Origin of the sequence: Bifidobacterium choerinum (genome assembly GCF_002761235.1) — a bacterium.
GTDB classification, from domain to species: domain Bacteria; phylum Actinomycetota; class Actinomycetes; order Actinomycetales; family Bifidobacteriaceae; genus Bifidobacterium; species Bifidobacterium choerinum.
Genome location: NZ_CP018044.1, coordinates 481,504 through 504,512, shown reverse-complemented (window position 1 = coordinate 504,512; position 23,009 = coordinate 481,504). Strand labels below are relative to the sequence as shown.

The following is a 23,009-nucleotide window of genomic DNA, read 5'->3' as shown; positions in this document are numbered from 1 at the left end:
TTAAGGAGTAACCATGTCAACCGCAACAGCACCCGCAAGCGCCAAGAGGCCGAAGAGGGCCAAGGCGAGCGTCTCGCCGGCCATGCGCCGCACGAAGGGCGAGAAGATCTACAACGTCGTGAACATCATCATCCTCACGTTGTTCGCGCTGATCTGCACCTACCCGTTCTACTACCTGATCATCAACTCGCTGTCGAACAACCAGGCGGCCGCCGCCGGCGACGTCACCTGGAAGATCGAAGGCCTGCACTGGGACAACTACAAGACCGTGCTCGGCCTCGACGGCCTTGCGCAGTCCGCGTGGATCTCGGTGGCCCGTACCGTCATCGGCACCGTGCTCACCGTCCTCGCCTCCGCCTACCTCGGCTTCATGTTCACGCAGCAGAAGATGTGGAAGCGTTCGTTCTGGTACCGCTTCGTCGTCATCACGATGTACTTCAACGCGGGCCTGATCCCGATGTTCATCACGATGAAGAACTACGGCCTGACGAACAACTTCTGGGTCTACATCCTGCCAGCGATTGTGCAGCCGTTCAACATCATCCTCGTCAAGACCTACATCGAGTCGATCCCGGCATCGTTGCAGGAGGCCGCCGAAGTGGACGGCGCGGGCACGATGACGGTGTTCTGGAAGATCGTGCTGCCGATGTGCACGCCGATCCTCGCGACCGTTGCGATCTTCTCCGCCGTCAACCAGTGGAACTCGTTCCAGGACACACTGATCTACATGACCGATTCGAAGCTGTGGAGCCTGCAGTACTTGCTCTACACCTACATCAACCAGGCGAGCTCGATCGCGAACTCGGTCAAGGCGAACGCCGCGAACGCCGCACTGCTGGCCACGGCGGCGACGCCTACGGCGATCCGCATGACCGTCTCCGTCATCGTCGTCCTGCCGATCATGTTCATCTACCCGTTCTTCCAGCGCTTCTTCGTCAAGGGCATGATGCTCGGTGCTGTCAAGGGCTGACCGTACGCGGGGAGCCGTGCGGCTCCCCGCCCCGATCCACGTTTCCGTACCAACCACCAACCAACCAGATGTGCTCAGTGATGAGCCGAAGTTAGAAGGATACAAGGAGGTTTCCTCATGGAAATCAGGAAGAAGATCGTCTCGGGAATCGCCGCGACGCTTTCGGCGGCGATGCTCGTCTCCGTCGCGGCCTGCGGCGGCAACGACTCCGCGAGCGACGGCCCCGACGACGGCAGCTTCATGAAGGTGGACGTGTTCTCGTCGACCGCGAACTACCAGGGCGTCCAGAAGGGCTGGTTCGCCAAGATCGTCAAGGACAAGTTCAACATGGAGCTCAACATCATCGCCCCGAACGTGGCCGGCGGCGGCGACACCTTGTTCGACACGCGTTCCACGGCGGGCAACCTCGGCGACCTCGTCATCGTCGGCATGCAGAACGGCCGTCTGCAGAAGCTCGTCAAGTCGAAGCTCATCACCGACATGACGCCGTACTACGGCAAGATGACGAACGTCAAGCGCTACCAGGCCGGCGTGGACTACGTGACGAAGCAGGCCGGCCAGGACGGCGTCTGGGGCGTGCCGGGCAACGTGTCCGACGAATCGCCGACGAAGTCCGCCGACGGCATCGAGCCGGTCGCCGCCCCGTACATCCGCTGGGACTACTACGCGAAGATCGGGTACCCCGAGATCAAGGATCTCGACGGTTTCGCGGACGTGCTCAAGCAGATGCAGGACAAGGCGCGCGAGGAGACCGGCGACGACGACATCTACGCCGTGTCGCTGTTCAAGGACTGGGACGGCGAGATGATGCAGAACGCGATGGCCGCCTCGCAGTGGTACGGCTACTTCGCGCAGAATTCGGTGCTCGTGCCGTCCGACGACAAGGATTCGCAGATCGTCCCGGCCTCCCAGGTCGGCAGCGCCTACGACAAGATGATCGAGTTCTTCAACAAGTGCGACCGCATGGGGCTCGTCGACCCGGAATCGACGACGCAGAACTGGGACAACCTGTCGACGAAGGTGACGAACGGCAAGGTGCTCATGTCGATCTGGTCGTGGCTCGGCAAGCCGCGCATGAACGGCAACGAGAACCAGGAGAAGGGCGTCGGCTTCATGCTCGCCCCGCTGCAGGACATGGACGTCTACACGCCGGGCTTCCAGCCGGAGGGCGATGGCAACACCTTCATCGCGATCGGCTCGAAGGCGAAGAACAAGGAACGCCTCGCCAAGTTCATCGACTGGCTCTACTCGCCTGAAGGCATCTACGCCTCGGCCACCAACTCCGGCGGCGCCGCCTGCCCGAAGGACATGTGCTGGACGCTCAACGACAAGGGCGAGCCGCAGCTCAACGAGTTCGGCGAGAAGGCGATGTTCAACTCCGACGGCCTGCAGGTTCCGGCCGAATACGGCGGCGGCTCCTACAACGACGGCATCTCGACGCTCAACTTCAAGACGGTGAATGCGAACAGCACCGACCCAGACACGAAGTCGGCGTTCAACCCGCAGCTGTGGGCGACGCAGCTCGCGAAGCAGACGAAGCTGAGCGAGGACTGGTCGAAGCACATGGACGGCGCGAAGACCGACATCGAATACCTCGAGAAGACCGGCAAGCTCGCCGTCGCGCCGGGCGCGACCTACACGCCTCCTCAGGAGGATTCGCAGATCTCGACGCTGCGTTCGTCGGTCAAGACCGAAGTGATCAACGCGTCGTGGCAGGCCGTCGTCGCCAAGAGCGAGGCCGAATGCCAGTCCATCTTCAAGAACATGGGCACGCAACTCAACGACCTCGGCTACGAGCAGGTGCTCAAGGTCGACGAGGACAACGCGAAGGCGCTCATCAAGGCCCGTCGGGAGATCGTCAAGAAGTACGCGGACAAGGAGTGAGCCTTCCGGCACACCACAGTCCCGCTTGAGGACGAGCGAATGAACCTTACCCGATAACTGAGGAACCATAACTGAACAACTGAAGGTCGTCGTCGCTGATCGGCGACGACGACCGCAGCCACGGGAGCGTCGCATCCGTCGGGATGCGACGCTCCCTGCAAATCACCGGTTGGTTCGATGGTTGAACCAACTCGGGCGCGCCGCACAAGTAGACCAAATAGACACCGAATCAACAGACCGAATCGACAGCCGACATGAAAGGGGGAGTGCCACGATGATGGACGACAAGGCGATGCTCGATGCGACCGCGATGCTCGACGCCTGCGCCTTCGACGCGACAATCGCCGCCGGTCCCTTCGACGCATCGTGGACGTCGCTCGCCGCGCACACGAACCCGGCATGGTTCGCCGACGCAAAGTTCGGCATCTCCACGCATTGGGGCCTGTACACGGTCCCCGGATACCGCAACGAATGGTATTCGCGCAACATGTACATCGAAGGCTATCCCGAATTCGAGCATCATCGCGCCGTCTACGGCGACCAGCGCGTCTTCGGCTACAAGGACTTCATCCCGATGTTCACGGCGCCCGCCTTCGACGCCGACGCCTGGTGCGCGCTGTTCGCCCGCGCCGGCGCGCGCTACGTCATGCCGGTGAGTGAGCACCACGACGGATTCCAGATGTACCGCAGTCGGCTGTCACATTGGAACGCCGCCGAAATGGGGCCGCGCCGCGACGTGCTCGGCGAACTGCGCGCTGCCGCGATCGCGCACGGCCTGCATTTCACGACGTCGAACCACCGCGCCGAACATTGGTGGTTCATGGGGCACGGCCGCTGTTTCGACTCCGACGTGCTCGAGCCGATGCGCCGCGGCGACTTCTACTGGCCGGCGATGACGCCCGAGCCGAACGAGTTCGACATCGACGCGCGCCCCGCGCCGACCGCCGAATTCCTCGACGACTGGCTCGCGCGCAACGTCGAGATCATCGACAGATACGCGCCCGAACTGCTCTACTTCGACTGGTGGGTGCAGCATCGTGCGTTCCGTCCTTATCTTGCGTCGTTCGCCGCCTACTACTACGACCATATGGCCGCGCTCGGCCTCGACGCCGCGATCTGCTACAAGTACGACGCGCTCGCGTGGGGTGCCGGCATCGTCGACGTCGAACGCGGCGGATTCGCCGACGCGACGCCCTTCGTCTGGCAGACCGACACGGCGATCGCGCGCAACTCGTGGTGCCACACCGACTCGCTCGACTACAAGACGCTTCCCGAGCTGCTCGTGAGCCTCATCGACGCGGTGAGCAAGAACGGCAACCTGCTGCTCAACGTCGGCCCGTGCGCCGACGGTTCGATCGCCGAGCATGACCGCGCGCTGCTCGAAGGCATCGGTGACTGGCTCGCGGCAAACGGCGACGGCATCTACGGCAGCCGCCCGTGGCATATCAGCGGCGAAGGGCCAACAGTGCTGCCCTCCGGCATGTTCGCCGACCAGAAGCCGACGGCGTGGACCGCCGACGACTGGCGATTCACGGCGAAGGGCGGCGACCTCTACTGCTACTGCCTCAACCCGTCCGGCGCCGACGAACTCGTCTGCCGCACCTTCGCCGCCTTCGACGGCGAGCATCGGCCGGCGTTCAACGGCGTCATCTCCGGCGTCGATCTGCTCGGCGACGGCCCGACGCCCTATGAGCGCCGCGCCGACGGCCTGCACTTGCCGATCTCAGAGAGACGAAGACGGCCGGCCGGCGAGATGGCTGTGCCGCTTGGCTTCCGCCTGCGGCTCGGCTAGAAAGCCATCGCACGATGACCAATCAGCTTTCAACGACTTCCAATCCGCAACGGAGAGAAGGAGACCACCAATGACGATGATCAGCGAAGCGAATATGCGCAAGGCGCGCGAACTGACCGCGCAGCTCACGCTCGAGGAGAAGATCGGCATGATCCACGGCGCCGCGCTGTTCCACACGGCCGCCGTCGAACGCCTCGGCATCCCCGAGATGAAATTCGACGACGGCCCGATGGGCGTGCGCGCCGACACACACGACGACAACTGGGCGCCGCTCAACAACACGCGCGACATGGTGTCCTACCTGCCGAGCGGCTCGGCCGTCGCCTCCACATGGAACCCGCGACTGGCGCATCTGACCGGCCAGGTGCTCGGCCAGGAGGCGCGCGGCCGCGGCAAGGACGTGATCCTCGGCCCCTCGCTCAACATCAAGCGCTCGCCACTGTGCGGACGCAACTTCGAATACATGAGCGAGGACCCGCTGCTCACGGCCGTGCAGGGCGACGCCTACATCGAAGGCGTCCAGGAATCGGACGTCGCCGCCTGCCCGAAGCACTTCGCCGCGAACAGCCAGGAGACCGACCGACTCGAGGTCGACGAGAAGATCGGTGAACGCGCGCTGCGCGAACTGTATCTGCCCGCCTTCCGCGCGGCCGTGCAGCAGGCCGGCGCGCTGACGATCATGGGCGCCTACAACAAGGTCAACGGCGCGCAGTGCTGCGAATCGCATTGGCTGCTCGACGAAATGCTGCGCGACGAATGGGGATTCGACGGCCTCGTCGTCTCCGACTGGGGCGGCATCAAGAACACCGAACGCAGCGCCGCCGTCGGTATCGACGTCGACATGAACGTCACCTACGACTTCGACGACTACTGCTTCGCGCGCCCGCTGCTCGAAGCGGTCAAGGACGGCCGCATCGCCGAATCGACGATCGACGCGAAGGTCGAGCATGTGCTCGCCGTCATGGACGCGCTCAACATGCTCGGCGACGCCCGCGCGCATCGCAAGGCCGGCTCCTACGCGACGCTCGCGCATGCGCGCTCGGCGCTCGACATCGCGCGCGAATCGATCGTGCTGCTCAAGAACGACGCACAGGTGCTGCCGCTCGACGAACATGGCATCCGCCGCCTGCTCATCGTCGGCGCGAACGCCGACCGCATCCACTCGCTCGGCGGCGGCTCGGCCGTCATCAAGGCGGTGCACGAGATCTCGCCGCTGCTCGGCATCAACGGCATGCTCGGCGGCAACATCGAGATCACCTACGCTGAAGGGTATTACGCGCCGCAGGTCAATCAGGACGACACATGGCAGGAGGAAAGCCTCGAGAACTCGCAGGCGAAGGCGAACGAGGAAGCGGCGCGCGCACGCCGGCTGCGCGACGAGGCGCTCGCGCTCGCGCAGGACTTCGCGCAGACCGGCGACCCGGTCATCTTCATCGGCGGCCTCAACCACGACTACGACCTCGAGGCGCGCGACCGCGAGGACATGACGTTGCCGTACGAGCAGGACGCGCTCATCGACGCGCTGCTCGACATCGATCCGGACACGGTGCTCGTCTTCGTCGCCGGCTCGCCGATCGCGATGCCGTGGGCGGACAAGGCCTCGACGATCGTCTGGAATTGGTACAACGGCATGGAAAGCGGCACCGCGCTCGCCGAAACGCTTTTCGGGCGCGTGAGCCCGAGCGGCCACCTGCCGGAGACCTTCCCGATGCGACTCGAGGACTGTCCGGCGCATGCGATCGGCACCTTCGGGCTCGTCGGGCACGTCGACTACGCCGAGGACATCTACGTCGGCTACCGCTACTACAGCACGAAGGACGTGCCGGTGCGCTTCTGCTTCGGCCACGGCCTGACCTACACGAGCTTCGCATACTCGGACCTCGAAGTGCGCGAACTCGGCGACATGATCCGCCTTGATTTCCACGTCACGAACACCGGCGCGCGCGCGGGCAAGGCGGTGCCACAGGTCTACGTCACGCTCGAAGACACCGGCGAAGACCGTCCGGCGTTCGAACTGCGCGGCTTCACGAAGGTCGCGCTCGAGCCGGGCGAACGGCGGCAGGTGACGATCGAGATCCCGCGCGACGAGGCGCTGCGCTACTGGAGCGAGTGGACGCACGCCTTCGCGCTCGCGCCGCGCGCGGCCGTGCACGTCGGCGAATCGGTCGGTGACCTGCGGCTCGACGGCTGGATCGGCTGAGCGGACGGCAAATCAGTAATCAATCAACACAACAAACATCAACCAACAACATCAACCCACACACAACTAAGCAGGGAGACACCATGAAGTTCCTCAACGGCGGATGGCTCATCAAGGACGGCTTCGACGTCAAGTACGCGGCCAACATCTACACGGCGGACACCGAGGCGGACAAGCTCACGCTGTACTGCCCCTTCGGCTCGCCGATCTACAACCCCGGCATGACGCTCGACGGCGGCATCCTGACGATCGAAGTGACGAGCCCGCGCGAGAACATCATCACAACGCGCCTGATCAACTTCCGCGAGGACCGCTCGCACAAGCCGACCTTCGCGCTTAACGAGGACCACCCGCACGTCACGATCGACGAGACGGACGAGGCGTGGACCTTCACGTCCGGCAAGACGACGCTGCGCATCGCCAAAGGCGAGACGATCGATTTCCTCTACAGCTACGACGGCAAGCCGATCGCCCACTCCGGATGGCGCGCGAAGGCGCTCGTGACCGATCCGGACGGCGCACTGCACGTGAGCGAACAGCTCGACCTCGGCGTCGGCGAGAAGATCTACGGCCTCGGTGAACGCTTCACGAACTTCGTCAAGAACGGCCAGTCGGTCGAGATCTGGAACGAGGACGGCGGCACCGGCACCGAGCAGGCGTACAAGAACGTCCCGTTCTACATGTCCAACAGGAACTACGGCCTGTTCGTCGACAACCCCGGCAAGGTCGAGTTCGAAATCGGCTCGGAGAAGGTCTCGCGCGTGCAGTTCAGCGTGCCCGGTCAGGAGATGACGTACTCGGTCATCGGCGGTGCGAACATGAAGGACGTGCTCGCCTCCTACACGGCGCTCACCGGCCGCGCGCCGCTCGTGCCCGACTGGAGCTACGGCCTGTGGCTGAGCACGAGCTTCACGACGGATTACGACGAGCAGACGGTGCTCGACTTCGTCGACGGCATGGCCGAACGTGGCATTCCGCTTTCGGTGTTCCACTTCGACTGCCGTTGGATGAAGGAACTCGAATGGTGCAACTTCGCGTGGGACGAGTCGAAGTTCCCCGATCCGGAAGGCCTGCTCAAGAAGCTGCATGACCGCGGCCTCAAGGTGTGCGTGTGGATCAACTCGTACATCGGCCAGAAATCGCCGCTGTTCGAGGAAGGCGCCCGCAACGGCTACTTCATCAGGCGCAAGGACGGCTCGGTGTGGCAGTGGGATAAGTGGCAGGCCGGCATGGCGATCGTCGACTTCACGAACCCGGCCGCCGTCGAGTGGTATCAGGGCTATCTGAAGAAGCTCGTCGCGATGGGCGTCGATTGCTTCAAGACCGATTTCGGCGAGCGCATCCCGACCGAGGACGTGCAGTACTACGACGGCTCCGACCCCGAGCTCATGCACAACTACTACACGCTGCTGTACAACAAGGCCGTCTATGACGTCCTCGTGGAAACCAAAGGCGCCGACGAGGCGATCCTCTTCGCGCGTTCGGCGACCGTGGGCGGCCAGTGCTACCCGGTGCATTGGAGCGGCGACTGCTCGTCGAACTACCCGTCGATGGCCGAATCGCTGCGCGCGGGACTCTCCTTCGGCATGTCCGGCTTCGGCTACTGGAGCCACGACATCGCCGGCTTCGAGGATCAGGCGACGCCCGACCTGTACAAGCGCTGGACGCAGTTCGGCCTGCTCAGCTCGCATTCGCGCTACCACGGCTCGACCGCCTACAAGGTGCCGTGGCTGTACGGCGACGAGGCGGTCGACGTCTGCCGCGAATTCGTCGAGCTCAAGGATTCGCTGCGCCCGTATCTAGAGAAGAGCGCGCGCGAGACGCATGCGAGCGGCGTGCCGATGATGCGCTCGATGGTGCTCGAATTCCAGGACGACCCGACGTGCGAGGACATCGACACGCAGTACATGCTCGGCTCCGACATCCTCGTCGCGCCGATCTTCAACGAGGAGGGCATCGCCCGCTTCTACGTGCCCGACGCCGGCGACGGCGCCCCGTGGCGCAACCTGATCACCGGCACCGAATATGAGCCGGGCCGCTGGTACGTCGAACAGTACGACTACCACACGCTGCCGGTGCTTGTGCGCCCCGGCACGGATCCGCGCAACGTGTGATCCCCCTCACGTCCGGGCGGTTTCGTCGGCCGCCCGGACGTGGCGCTTTCCCATGACGATAGACTGATGGCGATTCGGACGGCGACGGTGCCGTCCTATGCGAAGGAGCGATACGATGACGGCGATGTTCGACGATTTTCTCTTCGGCGGCGACTACAACCCCGAACAGTGGCCACAGGACAGCTGGGAGCATGACCTCGAACTGCTCGAGCATGCGCACATCAACGAGGCGACGATCAACGTGTTCTCGTGGGCGCTGCTCGAACCGAGCGAAGGCGACTACGACTTCTCGATGCTCGACGCGATCGTCGCATCGCTCGACCGCCACGATATCCGCATCGTCATGGCGACCGGCACGGCCGCCGTGCCGGCGTGGATGGCGCGCAAGTACCCGCATGTGATGCGCAAAGGCGTCGACGGCACGCAGCAGATCTTCGGCGGCCGCCACAACTTCTGCCCGAGCTCGCTGAAATACCGCGAGCGCGCGCAAGCGCTCGCCTCGGCCGTCGCGCGCCGCTACGCGGGCCATGACGGCCTCGTCGCCTGGCATGTCAACAACGAGTACGGCAACGGCGGCGGCTATTGCTACTGTGATACCTGCGCGGCTGCGTTCCGCGACTGGCTGCGCGCCCGCTACGGCACCGTCGAGGCGCTCAACCGCGCATGGTGCATGAACTTCTGGAGCCATACGATTTACGATTTCGACGAGGTCGCGCCGCCCGTCACCTACGGCGATGGCATCGGCACCGACAAATGCGTGATCTCCGGTCTGCAGATCGACTACCGCCGTTTCCAGAACGAGCAGATGCTCGACTGCTTCCGCCTCGAACGTGACGCGATCCGCGAATTCGATCAGGAGACGCCGATCACGACGAATCTGATGGGAACGTTCAAGGATCTCGACTACTTCGCGTGGGGTCGTGAGATGGACGTCGTCAGCTGGGACAACTATCCGGGCATGGATACGCAGCCGAGCTTCACGGCGATGTGCCACGATCTGATGCGCGGCGTCGGCGGCGGCAAGCCGTTCATGCTGATGGAGCAGACGCCGAACCAGCAGAACTGGTTCCCGTACTGCAAGGTCAAGCGTCCCGGCGAGGTCGGCAAGCTCAGCTGGCAGGCCGTCGCGCACGGCGCCGACACTGTACAGTTCTTCCAGCTCAAGCAGTCGATCGGCGGCTGCGAGCGCTTCCATGGCGCCGTCATCGGCCATGACGATTCCGACCGCTCCCGCACCTACCGCGAAGTCCGCGCGCTTGGCGCCGACGTCGCCGCACGTGCGAAGCGCATCATGGGCGCGCGCGTCAACGCGAAGGTTGCCGTTGTCTTCGATTGGGAGAACTACTGGTCGCTCGAAGGTTGCGTCGGCCCGATGCAGGGCCTGCACTATCCGGACGAAGTGCATCGCTTCTACCGTGCGCTGTGGAAGCGCAATGTTGCCGTCGACATCATCGAAAGCACGGCCGATCTGGAGACGCTGCGCCGCTACGATCTCGTCGTCGCGCCGACGCTGATCATGGTCAAGCCGGGCGTCGCCGACAATCTCGAACGCTATGTCGCCGGCGGTGGCGTCCTCGTGACCGGATACATGTCCGGCATCCACGACGAGCACGATCTCGTCATCGAAGGCGGCTATCCGGGCCCGCTGCGCGGTCTGTGCGGCGTGTGGGTCGAGGAGATCGACGCGGTCGCGCCCGGCGCGAGCGTGCCGGTGCGCCTCAACGTCGGCGGCGCGGACGTCGATTGCTCGGGCACGATCGTCGCGAGCATCATCGAGCCGGAAGGTGCGTGCACGCTTGCGACCTACGGTGCCGACGACTTCTACGCGGGCACGCCGGCCGTCACCGCGCACGAGGTCGGCGAAGGCTGCGCCGTCTTCGTCGGCACCGCGCTCGACGAAGCCGGCATCGACGCGCTGTTCGACGACGTGCTGCGCACGGCCGGCGTGGCGACGATCGACGCGCCCGAGGACGTCGAGGTCGCCAGTCGCGTCGGTGACGACGGCACCGTGTACACGATCGTGACGAACACCGGCGACGCCACGCGCGTGTGGGAGCGCGCGGACGGTGAACGAATCGTGCTCGACCCCTTCGCGGTGCTGCTGTTCGAGAACGACGTGCAAGTCGCGACGCCGCAACGATGAACGACGTGCAACGATGAGCTACGTACCGGGGCGGCGCCGCAATGGCGGACCGCCCCGGCCGATATGGGCACGTCGTCGGTACAATTGGCGAGGACGGACAAAGAGGAGCGAACGATGACGAAACGCAGCGGCGTGCATCAGGTGCTCGCGTTCGAGATCAACACGAACTTCACGCGGTACGCACTGTTCACCGACGGACGGATGGGCATTCCCGGCACTTTCGCGACGCCGAACACCGATCTCGACGAATTCTACGACGCGCTCGTGCAGGTCGTGCGCAAACTCGGCGTGCAGCTCGACGGCATCGCGATCAGCATGCCTGGATTCATCAATCCGCGCACGCAGACAGCGGAGACAGCCGGCGCGCTGCGCATCCTGTACAAACAGCGCATCGGCGCCGAACTGACGGCGCGCCTCGGCGTCGACATCCCCACATGGATGGAGAACGACGCGAACTGCGCGGCGATGGCCGAAAAAATGACCGGCAACGCGCGCAAATGCGACGATTTCGTGCTCATCACGCTCGACATGGGCATGGGCGGCGCGCTGTTCCTCGACGGCAAGCTGCGGCGCGGCAAGGATTGGCGGGCCGGCGAACTCGGCACGATGATCATCAATTACGATTCCGCAGGCTCGCTGCCGCTGCACGACTTCGTCTCGACGATGAAACTCTCGCAGTGGTACGCCGAGGAATTTGGCGTCAACGAGGGCGACGTGCTGCCGAGCACATTGTTCCACAAGCTCGACGATCCGCGCGTGCGCGCAATCGTCGAACGGTGGCTGCGCTACGTGGCGGTCGCCATCTTCAACACCGTCGTCGCCGTCGACCCGCAGATCGTGCTCGTCGGCGGCAGCATCAGCCGCGAGCCGGCGCTCGTGCCGATGCTCGAGGACGCGCTGAACACGATCCGTGACTGGAAGGCGTTCAAAACGCAGATCAAACGCTGCCGCCACAGTGGCAACGCCGGGCTGGTCGGCGCTTATTTCATGTTCGTCGAGGAAGTCGTCGAACATGGCGGCGCCAGCGACGTGCTCGCCGTCGGCGCGCGCTGAGCGGAAGGTCGCTCAGCCGAGCTCCTGTAGCGTGTACGGCAGCAGGCAGCGCGTGTCGTGCGCGTCGAGCTCCGACGGGTCCATGCAGCCCTCCCACAGCGCACGCGGGAAGATGACGTCGCTGAAGCGCACCCACTCTTCGAGCAGATCGATTGATTCGTCGGCGAGCCAACGCTGCTGCAGGCCGTCCATCGCCGACTGCGCGAGCGTGAACAGATCGAAGAAACGTTCCTCGGTCATGCCGCGCGGCAGCAGCCAATTCATCGAACCGACCATCTCCCACAGCCGCATATGGCGGCCGGTGAAGAAACGGTGAGCCGGATGGTCGGGGTTGAGCGCCTCGCCGCTGAGCACGCAGAACAGCTGAATCATCTCCGGACGCTGCATGTTGTACAGCACGGTGTTCAGGCAGTAGCGCGGATAGCAGTAGATGCGGTGGCCGTCGCCGTCGACCGCCGACGCGCTCAACGCGGCGAACTCGTTCGATTCGGTCGTGTCGTAGCCTTCCGACAGGACCATGCGCAGCAGATCCTCTTTGGAATCGATGTAATGGTAGAGCGCGGCCTCGCTGATGCCGATCTCGTCTGAAATGTCCTGCAGCGACATGCCCCAGTAGCCTTTGACGGCGATTGTCTTCGACGCGGCGCGCAGGATCTGCAGATGCCGCTCCTCCTGACTCATGCGCTTGCGTTTGACGAAGCGTTTGCCCGAGGTTGTGTCGCGCACCGTGACCTCATGGGAGGCGAGCAGCGGCTTGCGCGGCTCATGGGACACGCCATGCTGGTCGAGGATCTGCTGCCATGCGGCGACTGTCATCATAGGTCCTTTGCTCGGCGCACGACGCCGACGATACGGGGATGGAGGATCGGCGTCGCGGTTTGCGGCCGACGGAGTTGTGGATTATCTGTGCATAGAAGTGTAGCGCGGGCGGGGACGGCGGGCTCAGCGGGCGAAAACACGGTCTAGCCACGCGAGCGCGAGCTGCAGCCAGACATCGACGCCCGGTTCGATGCCGTCGGTGCCGCCCCAGGCGGTCTCGGCCGTCGCGAGCGACAGACCATGGCCGCCGGTCGGGAACAGATGCGCCTCGACCGGGACGCCGGCGGCCTTGCAGGCGGCGATGAGCCGCAGCGTGTTCTCGACCGGCACGCAGTCGTCGGGCACCGTGTGCCAGACGAAGACCGGCGGCGTCTTCGCATCGATATGCTCCTCGATCGACACTTCACGCATCAGTTCGGGATCGGGGTAGCGTTCGCCGAGCAATGCGCGCAAGCTGCCGTCATGGCGGAACTCGCCGGAGGTGATCACCGGATAGGACAGCATCATCGCGGCCGGACGCAGCATATCCGGGTCGTAACCGTGGGTGAGCAGCACGTCGTCGGACGCGCTCGTGGTGAAATCGGCGGCGAGATGGCCTCCGGCAGAGAATCCGATAACGGCGATGTGCGACGTATCGATATGCCATTCGTCGGCGTGCTCGTGCATCTGCCGCACCGCCTCGGCCACCTCGAGCACGGCGGTCGGGTAGACGGAAGGTTTGCACGAGTAGCGCAGGACGAACGCGTCGCAGCCGTGCGCGAGGAAACGCAGCGCGATCGGCTCGCCCTCGCGGCCGGTCGTCATCTCGTAGCCGCCGCCGGGCAGCACAAGGACGGCCGGACGGCGACGCTCGAGATCGATGTCGGGATAATTGTCGGGGATGTAGCCGGCGAAACGCGCGTCGGTGCCGTCGATGCCGCTGATCGTCGTCTCGAAATACTGCATGACACTCCTTGGTTCGGGTCGGCGACATCGCCGGCGCGGAAAATGAATCGTTCGCGACCCATATTAGTTCGGTCGTCGAAATATCTTCGCCGGCGGAGCGACGCCAGCCGTCAGATCCACGAGTCGAGCCACATATGGCTCAGCCAGAACTCGTACGGCACCGGCATCGCCGTCCAGATCGGGTAGAAGAAGATCGAGATCAGCGTCGTCACGACGAGGACGCCGATCAGCGTCGCGCGCCACAGCGCCGATGTGCAGGTCTCGCGGATCCAGTCGAGCACATAGCAGATCGCGAGGATGATCCACGGCAGCAGCACGATCGAATAGAACGTGAAGGTCGTGCGGTGCAGATACTGCGCCCACGGCAGCCAGCCGGCGAGGAAGCCGGCGAGCACGGCCCAGATGCGCCAGTCGCCGCGCCTCCAGATCGCGATGCCGATCGCGACGAGCGCGCACAGCGAGCCGAGCCACCAGATGATCGGGTTGCCGAGCGACGTCACCGCGGCGACGCATTCGCTTTTCGGCGCGAGCGAGCACAGGCCGGGATGGCCGGAAGGCTTCTCCCAGTAGAAGCTCGTCGGACGGATCTGCAGCGGCCAGGTCAGCGGGTTCGCCTTGTAGTCGTGCGGCGCGTCGAGTGTCGTGTGGAACTGCCACATCTGCCGGTGGTATTCGACGAAGGAGCGCAACGTCGGCGGCAGCCATGCGACGCCCTGGCCGGGATGGGAGAGCGCCCAGTCGTGCATGTAGGAGTCGGGATGGATGAACCATCCGATCCACGTCGCCAGATAGCTCAGCGCGTACAGCGGGATCATATACAGCGCGGCGAGCAGCCCGGAGCCGAGGCCGGCGTTGAGGAACCAGCGCCGGTAACCGGCCTGATGGTACAGCCAGGCGTCCCACAGCACGCTGATGACGCAGAAGACGGCGAAGAAATAGGTGCCGGACCATTTGACACCGGTCGCCAGGCCGAGCAGCACGGCGGCGCCGACGCGGTACCAGGAGCATGCGATCTGCGGCGGCTTGGCGTCCGGGTCGGCTTCATGCGCGGCGAACAGACGCCGGCGCGACCAGTCGCGGTGCATGACGAGCAGCATGAACGCGCCGAGCGCGAACACCATGATGAAATTGTCGAGCAGGCCGGTGCGGCTCAGCACGATGCCGACGCCGTCGATCGCCATCAGATAGCCGGCGACGAGCGCGACCGGCATGTTATGCCACAGGCGCAGCGCCAGGCGGATCAGGATGACGATCGCCACGACGCCGGCGAGCGCCGTCGCGATGCGCCACGCCCAGACGTGCTGCGCGCCGCCGCACAGCCTGAGCCCCAACGCGATGAGCCATTTGCCCATCGGCGGATGCACGACGTATTCGGCCGAGTCGAGCCATCCGTCGACGTCGCCGGCGGCGAAGGGGATGTTCGGGCTCACGCTCGCGCCGTCGTAGACGACGCTGTCGGGCCAGTCGCGCGGTTCGCCAGTGTTGAGCATCGTCCATGCGTCCTTGACGTAGTAGGTCTCGTCGAAGACGACGGCGCGCGGTTCACCGAGGCGGATGATGCGCAGCAGCGCGCCGAAGAGCGCGACGATGAGCGTCAGCCCCCACGAGACCGGCGCGGACAGCGGCGGGATGCGCGTGGCCGTGGGGTTCTCGGCGACGTCGCTTGCGCGCCGGCCGTGCCGCGGACGGGTGAGCGCGAACATGGCGGTGGTGAAGGACCTGGCAGCGGACATCTCAAACCTCCCGGACATCGTGGCGCCGGCGATGCCGTCGTCCGGCGCGCGTGTCCCACGCTACCGGAGGTCGTGTATGGCGTCGACCGTGCATGCCGCGCGCGTTTGGGAGACGCGCGCGGCATACTGAAGGCATGACGGCACACAGCATCGATGACGAAACGCATGGCAACGGATACGCGGCGGGCCCTGATACGGACGGGCGGACGGACGACGGGACGGCGACGCAGGTTGACGTCGAACTCGGCGACGCGGCGCTCGACGTGCATGTTCCACGTGGAACGGTCGTACTCGCGGCGACGCCGATCGGCAACACGGCGGACGCGTCGGCGCGTCTCGTCGCGCTGCTCGAACGCGCCGACATCGTCGCCGCCGAGGACACGCGCCGCCTGTACGCGCTCGCGAACCGCCTCGGCGTGCATGTGGCGGGACGCGTCGTCGCTAACCACGACCACAACGAACGCGGCAAGGCCGACGGGCTGCTCGACGAGGTGGCCGCCGGTGCGACGGTGCTCGTCGTCTCCGACGCCGGCATGCCGACGATCAACGATCCGGGACTGGCGATCGTGCGCCGCGCAATCGAACGCGGACTGCCGGTGACCTGCGCGCCGGGGCCCTCCGCCGTGCTCGACGCGCTCGCATTGTCCGGGCTGCCGACCGACCGCTTCTGCTACGAGGGGTTCCTGCCGCGCAAGCACGCCGAACGCGTGCAGCATCTGCGCGCGCTCAAAGGCGAACGGCGCACGGTCGTGTTCTACGAAACGCTGCACCGCATCGCCGATGCGATGGCCGACCTCGAGGAGATCTTCGGCCCCGACAGGCCGATGGCGCTGTGCCGCGAGCTGACGAAGGACTACGAGCAGATCCGGCGCGGCACGATCGGCGAGATCAGGCGGGGCGTCGAGGACGACCCGCCGCGCGGCGAGATGGTGCTCGTCGTCGGCGGCGCGCAGGACTGCGAGGAGGACGGCGGCGAGACCTTGGGCGTCGAGGCGCTCGCCGCGCTCGCGACGCGTTACGCGCAGGAGCACGACGTGCGCATCAAGGACGCGATCGCGACGGTCGTCGCCGAGCATCCGGGGGTGGACGGCGCGCTCGCGAACAAGAAACAGGTGTATGCGGCCGTGCTCGCCGCGCGAGGCGGACGCTGAGGCGGCGGACGCGCGTCGCCGTCCTCGCTATGGGTGGTGGGTTATGCGCGTGCGCGGTCGACGGAGTCGAACAGCATCTGCAATGTCTCGCGCACGCCAGGACCGCCCTGCTGGGAGATGTATTCGAGCAGGTTCGCGTCGGCGGAACGGTTGACGATGACCCATTTGCGCAGATGCGGCGCGTGGCGCGCGATATGCCACAGGACCTCGATCGGCGTGTCCGGGTCGCTCGCGACCGTCGGCGTCAGACGGATCGGCGGCGCCGGCGGCGTCAGCGGCTCGACGCACGATTCGCTTGCGGCGCAATCCTCGGCTCGCGTCGATTCGAGGCGGCGATGTGCGGCGCGTGCGCGTTTCGCGCAACCGCGACGATGGGACATAGACATGGAAATCTCCCGATGGTCGTCGATAACTGGATACTATATCTGCCGGTGTCGAACAACGGCGATGATGTGGGTGTCGATGCGACGGCGGTCGCCGTCGGCGCGGTCAGGCGATGCAGGCGAAATCGGCGATCACCTCGCGCGCCCGTTGCGCCGCATGCAGGTAGGCGCAGCCCTCGAGGATGAGCAGGCAGTCTTCGATGTCGATGCTGAAATGGCGCAGCAGCTGCAGGATCAGTTCGTCGAGCGACTGCTCGTAGATGTCCTCCGGCGGGCACATCGCCAGATCGCAGACCGTGCGTTCGGGCGTCGTGATGGTCAGCGGTCCGACCGGCTGTGTCTGCTTCGGCGGGACGCGCCGCTCGCGCACGTTGATCGGGCGTCCCATCAGCGGCGCGCGGTAGTGCGTCGTCGACAGGACGTCGACGGCGCTCGGGAATTCGCCGCCGAGCCACACCCATGCCGCCGCGCGGCCGCAGGCGACGAGCTGCGGGTTCGGCAGCATCGCCGCGACGATCGCGGCGCGGCCGTACAGCGTCTCGCCGTCGGCGCTGCGGTAGGCGTGGCGTTCGTCGAGCGCGATGAGCGCGCCGGCGCGCACGAGGCTGCGCATCGCGAAGGGACCGGGGAGGTTGTCGTAGGTGTACAGGACCGTCTGCGTGGTCGCGTCGTCGTCGCCGGCGCCCATATGGCGGCTCCTCGCGCCGTCCGGGGCGGTGCCGTCATGCGGCCTCCGCGTCGTGTCGTGGCGGGGGAAGAGGCCGTCGACGCCTGCGTCGTCGTAGGTGAAGCAAGCCGCCTTGCGCAGGTCGATGCACGGCTGGCGGCGCTTGTCGTCATGCGTCGAGCGCGGCCGTTCGTCGTCCGCCGGCGGCTGCCACAGCGGCAGCATCGGCTGGTAGGCCTCGGTATGCCGGTCATGAACGCCCATCGGTCATGCCTCCTCTCCTCGTCCCCGGCTCGCGCCGGCACTCGTCGGCGCGTCTGCGCACGTCCGCTCGTGATGGGCGGCGTGTCCGGCCGGGTGACGAAGCCCGTGGCGTCGGTTGCCGTCGATCGGTGGCCGGACACGCCATGCATGCGCCGTCGGCACGGGATGTGCGTCATGGCGCATGGGACGAGCGTAGGGTCGGGGCGCGCGGAGGTGCAAGGCGAGCGGCGAACAATGTGCAAATGTGGATAACCGGCGTGGGATGCCCACCGCGTGTGGATGACGATGTGGACGGGGCGGTGCGTTGTGGACATCGTCGTGGATGCATTCACACGTTATCCACATGCCGGCCGCACGGCGGTTGTTGGCGTTGCGCCATGCGGTACGCCCGGACGGGGCGGTGCGCGGATGACGGCGCGATCGCATGGGATGGGTCTGCGCGCCGGTCGCGGCGCGGCCGCACGCCGCTGCCGGCGGGGCCTCGCGTGATGCGGTGGTGTCCGCGTGCTGCCGGATAATCGGCGCATGACTCATATTATGGTGAATGTCGCTTGGCCGTATGCGAACGGCCCCCGTCATATCGGCCACGTCGCGGGCTTCGGTGTGCCTTCGGACGTCTACGCGCGCTACCAGCGCATGAAGGGCAACGACGTGCTCATGGTCTCCGGCACCGACGAGCACGGAACGCCGATCCTCGTCGAAGCGGACAAGGAAGGTGTCACCCCGCAGGAGCTCGCGGACCGCTACAACCGCGTCATCGCCTCCGATCTGTGCAAGCTCGGCCTGAGCTACGACCTGTTCACGCGCACGACGACGAAGAACCACGAACTCGTCGTCCAGGAACTGTTCCGCCAGTGCCTCAAAAACGGCTACATCTACAAGGGCACGCAGAAGGTCGCGATCTCCCCGTCGACCGGCCGCACGTTGCCGGACCGCTACATCGAAGGAGAATGCCCGATCTGCCATGCGCCGGGCGCGCGCGGCGACCAGTGCGACAACTGCGGCAATGAGCTCGACCCGGACGAGCTGATCAACCCGGTCTCGAAGATCAACGGCGAGACGCCGATCTTCCAGGAGAGCGAGCACTACTTCCTCGACCTGCCGGCGCTCGCCGATGCGAACCTCGCATGGCTCAAGACGCGTCAGGGCTGGCGCACGAACGTCCTCAACTTCTCGATCGGCCTGTTCCGCGAGGTCAAGCCGCGCGCGATCACGCGCGACATCGACTGGGGCATCCCGATCCCGGTCCCCGGCTGGATCGACAACCCGAACAAGCGCCTGTACGTGTGGTTCGACGCCGTCATCGGCTACCTGTCCGCGTCGATCGAATGGGCGCGGCGCTCCGGCGACCCCGAGGCGTGGCGCAAGTGGTGGAACGACCCGTCGACGCCCGGCTACTACTTCATGGGCAAGGACAACATCACGTTCCATTCGCAGATTTGGCCCTCCGAGATGATCGCCTACAACGGCGGCGGTTCGAAGGGCGGCGAGGCCGGCCAGCTCGGCCCGCTCAACCTGCCCGAGCAGGTCGTGGCCTCCGAGTTCATGACGATGGAGGGCAAGAAGTTCTCGTCGTCGCGCGGCATCGTCATCTACGTCAAGGACATCCTCGAACGCTATCCGGTGGACGCCGTCCGCTACTACATCTCGGTCGCCGGCCCGGAGAACTCCGACTCCGACTTCACGTGGTCCGAGTTCGTCCGCCACAACAACGAGGAGCTCGCCGCGTCGTGGGGCAACCTCATCAACCGCGTCGCGAACCTCATCGCGAAGAACTTCGGCGAAGTGCCGCCGATCGCCGAGGACAGGCTGACCGGCGAGGACCGCGCGCTGCTCGCCGAGTCCGCGGCCGCCTTCGACACCGTCGGCTCGCTCATCGAGACGCATCATCAGAAGAACGCGCTCAACGAGGCGATGCGCCTCGTCGGCGACATCAACAAGTACATCTCGGCGACCGAACCGTGGAAGATCAAGGACGATTCCGATCGTCTGGGCACGGTGCTCCATGTGGCCGCGCAGGCGGTGCTCGACGCGAACCACCTGCTCGCGCCGTTCCTGCCGCACTCGGCGCAGAAGGTGTGGGAGGCGCTCGGCGGCACCGGCACGTTCTCGCCGTTGCCGCACATCGAAGAGGTCACTGACCTTGACGACCCAGCCTTCCATTACCCGATCATCACCGGCGACTACGTGCTCGGCGAAACGCTGCGCCCGTGGAGGAGCGAACCGATCGAGGTCGGCGCGAAGGTCGCCAAGCCGACGCCGATCTTCGCGAAGATCCCGGCCGAGGCCGTCGACGAGGAGCTCGCCCGCTTCGAGACCGCGCTCAACGCGCGCCGCGAGGCCGAGGCGCAGCGACTCGCCGCCGAGCAGGCGAAGCTCGCCGAATAAGCGACTATCGGCGGTCCGGACCGCGGTTTCGAAGGCCGGTGCGAGGATGGATATCCGTCCTGCACCGGCCTTCGCCATGCGTCGGGGAGGTCCGTCTGGCCGGTTGTGAACGTCTGCGGTGCGGTTCGTGTCGGTTGCGTTCGCGGAGATGGCCGGTTGTGAACGTTTCGGGTGCGGTTTGTGTCGGTGATGTTCGCGAAGGTGGTCGGTTGTGAACGTCTGCGGTGCGATCTGCGCCGGCGGCGTTCGCGGAGGCGGATTTCCGCGGACGCGGCAGGTTGCAGGTCGGGTGCGGCGCGTTGGCGCGCAGCGGGTTTTGCTGGAGGCGAAGGGCGTCGTGACGGTGGCGCGGCGATGGACACAACTGCGGGGCGGTGCTGGTGGAAGTGGGACAATCGTTGGAATGGCGCCGTTTTGGCGACATTGAGGTCGGCTGTGCACATGCGCGCCGCCGGCCGATTCTCCCGTTCCGCGCCTGTTTTTCAGGGAATTTTCAGAAAATCGTAGCGTCGCACTCAGCAACGGATGGTTATATGAATCCTGTCAGCGATCGCCACAGGCTCGCCGACGAGGTTCCTTCCAGAACCCCATAACTGAACCCTTCTTCTCTCTTCTCTCTATTGAAATGCCGGCGGCCTTCTCTCCGCCGGCTTTTTCTTTTCCTTTTTCTTCCCGCACCGTCCGACCTGCCCGACTATTCGATCGCGTCGGTGATCATCGCGTACTGCGATTCGACGAGGCGCCAGTAGTGGCCGCGCCTCGCCATCAGCTCGTCGTGCGTGCCCTGCTCGACGAGCTGCCCGTGGTCGATGAAGCAGATGACATCGGCGTTCTCGATCGTGCTCAGGCGGTGCGCGATGATGAAGCTCGTGCGCCCGACGAGCAGATGGTCGAGTCCCGCCTGCAGCGCCTCCTCGGTCTTCGTGTCGATGTTGCTCGTCGCCTCGTCGAGGATCAGGATCCTCGGGTCGGCGAGCAGCACGCGCGCGAAGGCGATGAGCTGGCGCTGTCCCATCGACAATGTCGCGCCGCGCTCCTCGACGACCGTGTCGTAGCCGTCCGGCAGATGCATGATGAAGTCATGCGCGTGCACGGCCTTCGCGGCGCGCTCGATCTCCTCGTCGGTCGCGTCGAGCCGCCCGTAGCGGATGTTGTCTCGGATCGCGCCGGAGAAGATGAACGTGTCCTGCAGCATGACGCCCATCTGCCGGCGCAGCGACGTGAGCGTCACGTCGCGCACGTCGTGCCCGTCGACCGTCACCGATCCATCGGCGACGTCGTAGAAGCGCGACAGCAGGTTGATGATCGTCGTCTTGCCGGCGCCGGTCGGGCCGACGAGCGCGACCGTCTGCCCGGGGGAGACGTGCAGGTCGACGAGGTTGAGGATGTTCCTGCCGTCCGGTTCGTAGCGGAACACGACGTCGTTGAAATCGACCTGCCCATGCACCGGCGGCAGCTCGACCGCGTCGGACGCATCGGTGATCTCCGGCTGCACGTCCATCGTCTCGAAGATGCGTTCGAGATACGCCGAGCAGGTGACCAGCTGGTTGTAGAAGTTGCCGATGTTGATGACCGGATTCCAGAAGTTGTTCGCATAGCCGATGAACGCGATCAACGTGCCGGTCGTCGCCGCGACGCCGGCGACGTGCATGATGCCGACGTAGTACAGCAGCGCCATCGTGCTCATCGAGATGATCTCGATGCTCGGCCACATCAGGAACTGCAGATGCACCGAGCGCATCCACGCCGTGCGCACCGCGCCCTGCTGCTCCTGGAACGTGCGGTACTGCTCCTGTTCGCGCGCGAAGGTCTGCGTCGTCTTGACGCCGGCGATCGACTCGTGGATGAAGGCGTTGAGATTGCTCTGCTTGTTGGACAGGTTCTGGTACGCCTTGCGCTGGAAGTGCTGCAGCACGCGCACGACGACGATCAGCAGCGGGAACAGCACGAGGCTCCACAATGCGAGCTTCCAGTCGATGACGAACATGATGACCAGCGTGATGACGAAGGTGAACACGTCGGAGATGACGTTGATCAGCCCCGAGCTGAGCGTGTCCGACAACGTGTTGACGTAGTTGACGACGCGGATCAGGATCTTGCCATGCGGCCGCGAATCGAAATAGCTGAACGGCAGCGTCTGGATATGCGTGAACAGGTCGCGGCGCATGTCCTTGAGCATGAGCTGCCCGACGCGCGTGATCTCCAGCGTGCGGTAGCGCAGCCCGATCTCGTACAGCACGATCAATGCGAGCATGAGCAGCGATATCCAGCCGAGCAGCGCGTAGTTGCCGTGCGGCAGCACGTCGTCGATGACGACCTTCGTCAGATACGGCACGCTCACGGCGATGCAGCTCATCGACATGACGACGGCCACGATCTTCGCGATGCGCGCGCGGTACGGCTTCATGTAGACGGTGATGCGCCTGAGGTCGCCGAGATTGATCTGCTCCTCGAGTTCCTCGTCCTCGCGGAAGGTGTTGCGTTTCGCCATCGTGTCTCCTCC

The 23,009-nt window shown here is 65.3% G+C and carries 15 protein-coding genes; 9 read left to right on the top strand and 6 right to left on the bottom strand.

The annotated features are described in order from the left end of the window. Positions 1–13: 13 nt before the first annotated feature. From BcFMB_RS01925 to BcFMB_RS01895, 7 genes are all read left to right on the top strand, one after another. Positions 14–970 (top strand): carbohydrate ABC transporter permease, encoded by a 957-nt coding sequence (locus tag BcFMB_RS01925; protein WP_232513848.1) that lies wholly within the window; start codon positions 14–16, stop codon positions 968–970. 117 nt (positions 971–1,087) lie between these two features. Next, positions 1,088–2,854, top strand: a complete 1,767-nt coding sequence (locus tag BcFMB_RS01920) for an extracellular solute-binding protein (protein WP_099720902.1) — start codon at positions 1,088–1,090, stop codon at positions 2,852–2,854. A gap of 274 nt (positions 2,855–3,128) precedes the next feature. Beyond that, the gene (locus tag BcFMB_RS01915; RefSeq protein WP_232513847.1) at positions 3,129–4,646 is read left to right on the top strand and encodes an alpha-L-fucosidase; all 1,518 of its coding nucleotides are present in this window, start codon (positions 3,129–3,131) and stop codon (positions 4,644–4,646) included. A gap of 70 nt (positions 4,647–4,716) precedes the next feature. Next, complete coding sequence (locus BcFMB_RS01910) at positions 4,717–6,846, top strand: glycoside hydrolase family 3 C-terminal domain-containing protein (RefSeq protein WP_099720901.1); 2,130 nt, start codon at positions 4,717–4,719, stop codon at positions 6,844–6,846. Positions 6,847–6,929: 83 nt separating this feature from the next. After that, a complete protein-coding gene (gene yicI, locus BcFMB_RS01905; RefSeq protein ID WP_099720900.1) occupies positions 6,930–8,960 on the top strand; it encodes an alpha-xylosidase in 2,031 nt (676 codons plus the stop codon). Positions 8,961–9,075: 115 nt separating this feature from the next. Then, positions 9,076–11,103: a beta-galactosidase gene (locus tag BcFMB_RS01900; RefSeq protein ID WP_099720899.1), complete on the top strand. Its 2,028-nt coding sequence runs from the start codon at positions 9,076–9,078 to the stop codon at positions 11,101–11,103. 114 nt (positions 11,104–11,217) lie between these two features. Next, positions 11,218–12,156 (top strand): ROK family protein, encoded by a 939-nt coding sequence (locus BcFMB_RS01895; RefSeq protein WP_024541563.1) that lies wholly within the window; start codon positions 11,218–11,220, stop codon positions 12,154–12,156. A 12-nt stretch (positions 12,157–12,168) separates the two neighbouring features. Here the strand turns inward: BcFMB_RS01895 and BcFMB_RS01890 are convergent, their stop codons facing one another. The 3 genes from BcFMB_RS01890 to BcFMB_RS01880 form a co-directional block, all read right to left on the bottom strand. Continuing rightward, the gene (locus BcFMB_RS01890) at positions 12,169–12,975 is read right to left on the bottom strand and encodes a TetR/AcrR family transcriptional regulator (protein WP_232513846.1); all 807 of its coding nucleotides are present in this window, start codon (positions 12,973–12,975) and stop codon (positions 12,169–12,171) included. Between the two features lie 123 nt (positions 12,976–13,098). After that, a complete protein-coding gene (locus tag BcFMB_RS01885; RefSeq protein ID WP_099720898.1) occupies positions 13,099–13,920 on the bottom strand; it encodes an alpha/beta hydrolase in 822 nt (273 codons plus the stop codon). A 110-nt stretch (positions 13,921–14,030) separates the two neighbouring features. Next, positions 14,031–15,653 (bottom strand): dolichyl-phosphate-mannose--protein mannosyltransferase, encoded by a 1,623-nt coding sequence (locus tag BcFMB_RS01880; RefSeq protein WP_232513845.1) that lies wholly within the window; start codon positions 15,651–15,653, stop codon positions 14,031–14,033. Positions 15,654–15,787: 134 nt separating this feature from the next. Here BcFMB_RS01880 and rsmI point away from each other — a divergent pair, with 134 nt between their 5' ends. Beyond that, on the top strand, positions 15,788–16,804 hold the full coding sequence (rsmI, locus tag BcFMB_RS01875) for a 16S rRNA (cytidine(1402)-2'-O)-methyltransferase (RefSeq protein ID WP_099720896.1): 1,017 nt from the start codon (positions 15,788–15,790) through the stop codon (positions 16,802–16,804). A 41-nt stretch (positions 16,805–16,845) separates the two neighbouring features. Here rsmI and BcFMB_RS01870 read toward each other — a convergent pair whose 3' ends face one another. Next, on the bottom strand, positions 16,846–17,190 hold the full coding sequence (locus BcFMB_RS01870) for a variant leucine-rich repeat-containing protein (protein WP_232513844.1): 345 nt from the start codon (positions 17,188–17,190) through the stop codon (positions 16,846–16,848). A 103-nt stretch (positions 17,191–17,293) separates the two neighbouring features. Further along, a complete protein-coding gene (locus BcFMB_RS01865; RefSeq protein WP_099720895.1) occupies positions 17,294–18,118 on the bottom strand; it encodes a hypothetical protein in 825 nt (274 codons plus the stop codon). Positions 18,119–18,643: 525 nt separating this feature from the next. Between BcFMB_RS01865 and metG the strand changes: the two genes are divergently transcribed. Beyond that, positions 18,644–20,506, top strand: coding sequence for a methionine--tRNA ligase (gene metG, locus BcFMB_RS01860; RefSeq protein WP_024541570.1), 1,863 nt, complete (start codon positions 18,644–18,646; stop codon positions 20,504–20,506). A 694-nt stretch (positions 20,507–21,200) separates the two neighbouring features. Here the strand turns inward: metG and BcFMB_RS01855 are convergent. After that, positions 21,201–22,997 (bottom strand): ABC transporter ATP-binding protein, encoded by a 1,797-nt coding sequence (locus BcFMB_RS01855; protein WP_099720894.1) that lies wholly within the window; start codon positions 22,995–22,997, stop codon positions 21,201–21,203. Between the last annotated feature and the right edge of the window lie 12 nt (positions 22,998–23,009).

What these genes read in the sequence shown, in the direction of transcription:
- BcFMB_RS01900 (WP_099720899.1), top strand. Translation starts at nt 9,076, where the DNA reads ATGACGGCGATGTTCGACGATTTTCTCTTCGGCGGCGACTACAACCCC.
- BcFMB_RS01895 (WP_024541563.1), top strand. Translation starts at nt 11,218, where the DNA reads ATGACGAAACGCAGCGGCGTGCATCAGGTGCTCGCGTTCGAGATCAAC.
- BcFMB_RS01915 (WP_232513847.1), top strand. Translation starts at nt 3,129, where the DNA reads ATGATGGACGACAAGGCGATGCTCGATGCGACCGCGATGCTCGACGCC.
- BcFMB_RS01880 (WP_232513845.1), bottom strand. Translation starts at nt 15,653, where the DNA reads ATGTCCGCTGCCAGGTCCTTCACCACCGCCATGTTCGCGCTCACCCGT.
- yicI (WP_099720900.1), top strand. Translation starts at nt 6,930, where the DNA reads ATGAAGTTCCTCAACGGCGGATGGCTCATCAAGGACGGCTTCGACGTC.
- BcFMB_RS01920 (WP_099720902.1), top strand. Translation starts at nt 1,088, where the DNA reads ATGGAAATCAGGAAGAAGATCGTCTCGGGAATCGCCGCGACGCTTTCG.
- BcFMB_RS01890 (WP_232513846.1), bottom strand. Translation starts at nt 12,975, where the DNA reads ATGATGACAGTCGCCGCATGGCAGCAGATCCTCGACCAGCATGGCGTG.
- rsmI (WP_099720896.1), top strand. Translation starts at nt 15,788, where the DNA reads ATGACGGCACACAGCATCGATGACGAAACGCATGGCAACGGATACGCG.
- BcFMB_RS01910 (WP_099720901.1), top strand. Translation starts at nt 4,717, where the DNA reads ATGACGATGATCAGCGAAGCGAATATGCGCAAGGCGCGCGAACTGACC.
- BcFMB_RS01885 (WP_099720898.1), bottom strand. Translation starts at nt 13,920, where the DNA reads ATGCAGTATTTCGAGACGACGATCAGCGGCATCGACGGCACCGACGCG.
- BcFMB_RS01865 (WP_099720895.1), bottom strand. Translation starts at nt 18,118, where the DNA reads ATGGGCGTTCATGACCGGCATACCGAGGCCTACCAGCCGATGCTGCCG.
- metG (WP_024541570.1), top strand. Translation starts at nt 18,644, where the DNA reads ATGACTCATATTATGGTGAATGTCGCTTGGCCGTATGCGAACGGCCCC.
- BcFMB_RS01855 (WP_099720894.1), bottom strand. Translation starts at nt 22,997, where the DNA reads ATGGCGAAACGCAACACCTTCCGCGAGGACGAGGAACTCGAGGAGCAG.
- BcFMB_RS01870 (WP_232513844.1), bottom strand. Translation starts at nt 17,190, where the DNA reads ATGTCTATGTCCCATCGTCGCGGTTGCGCGAAACGCGCACGCGCCGCA.
- BcFMB_RS01925 (WP_232513848.1), top strand. Translation starts at nt 14, where the DNA reads ATGTCAACCGCAACAGCACCCGCAAGCGCCAAGAGGCCGAAGAGGGCC.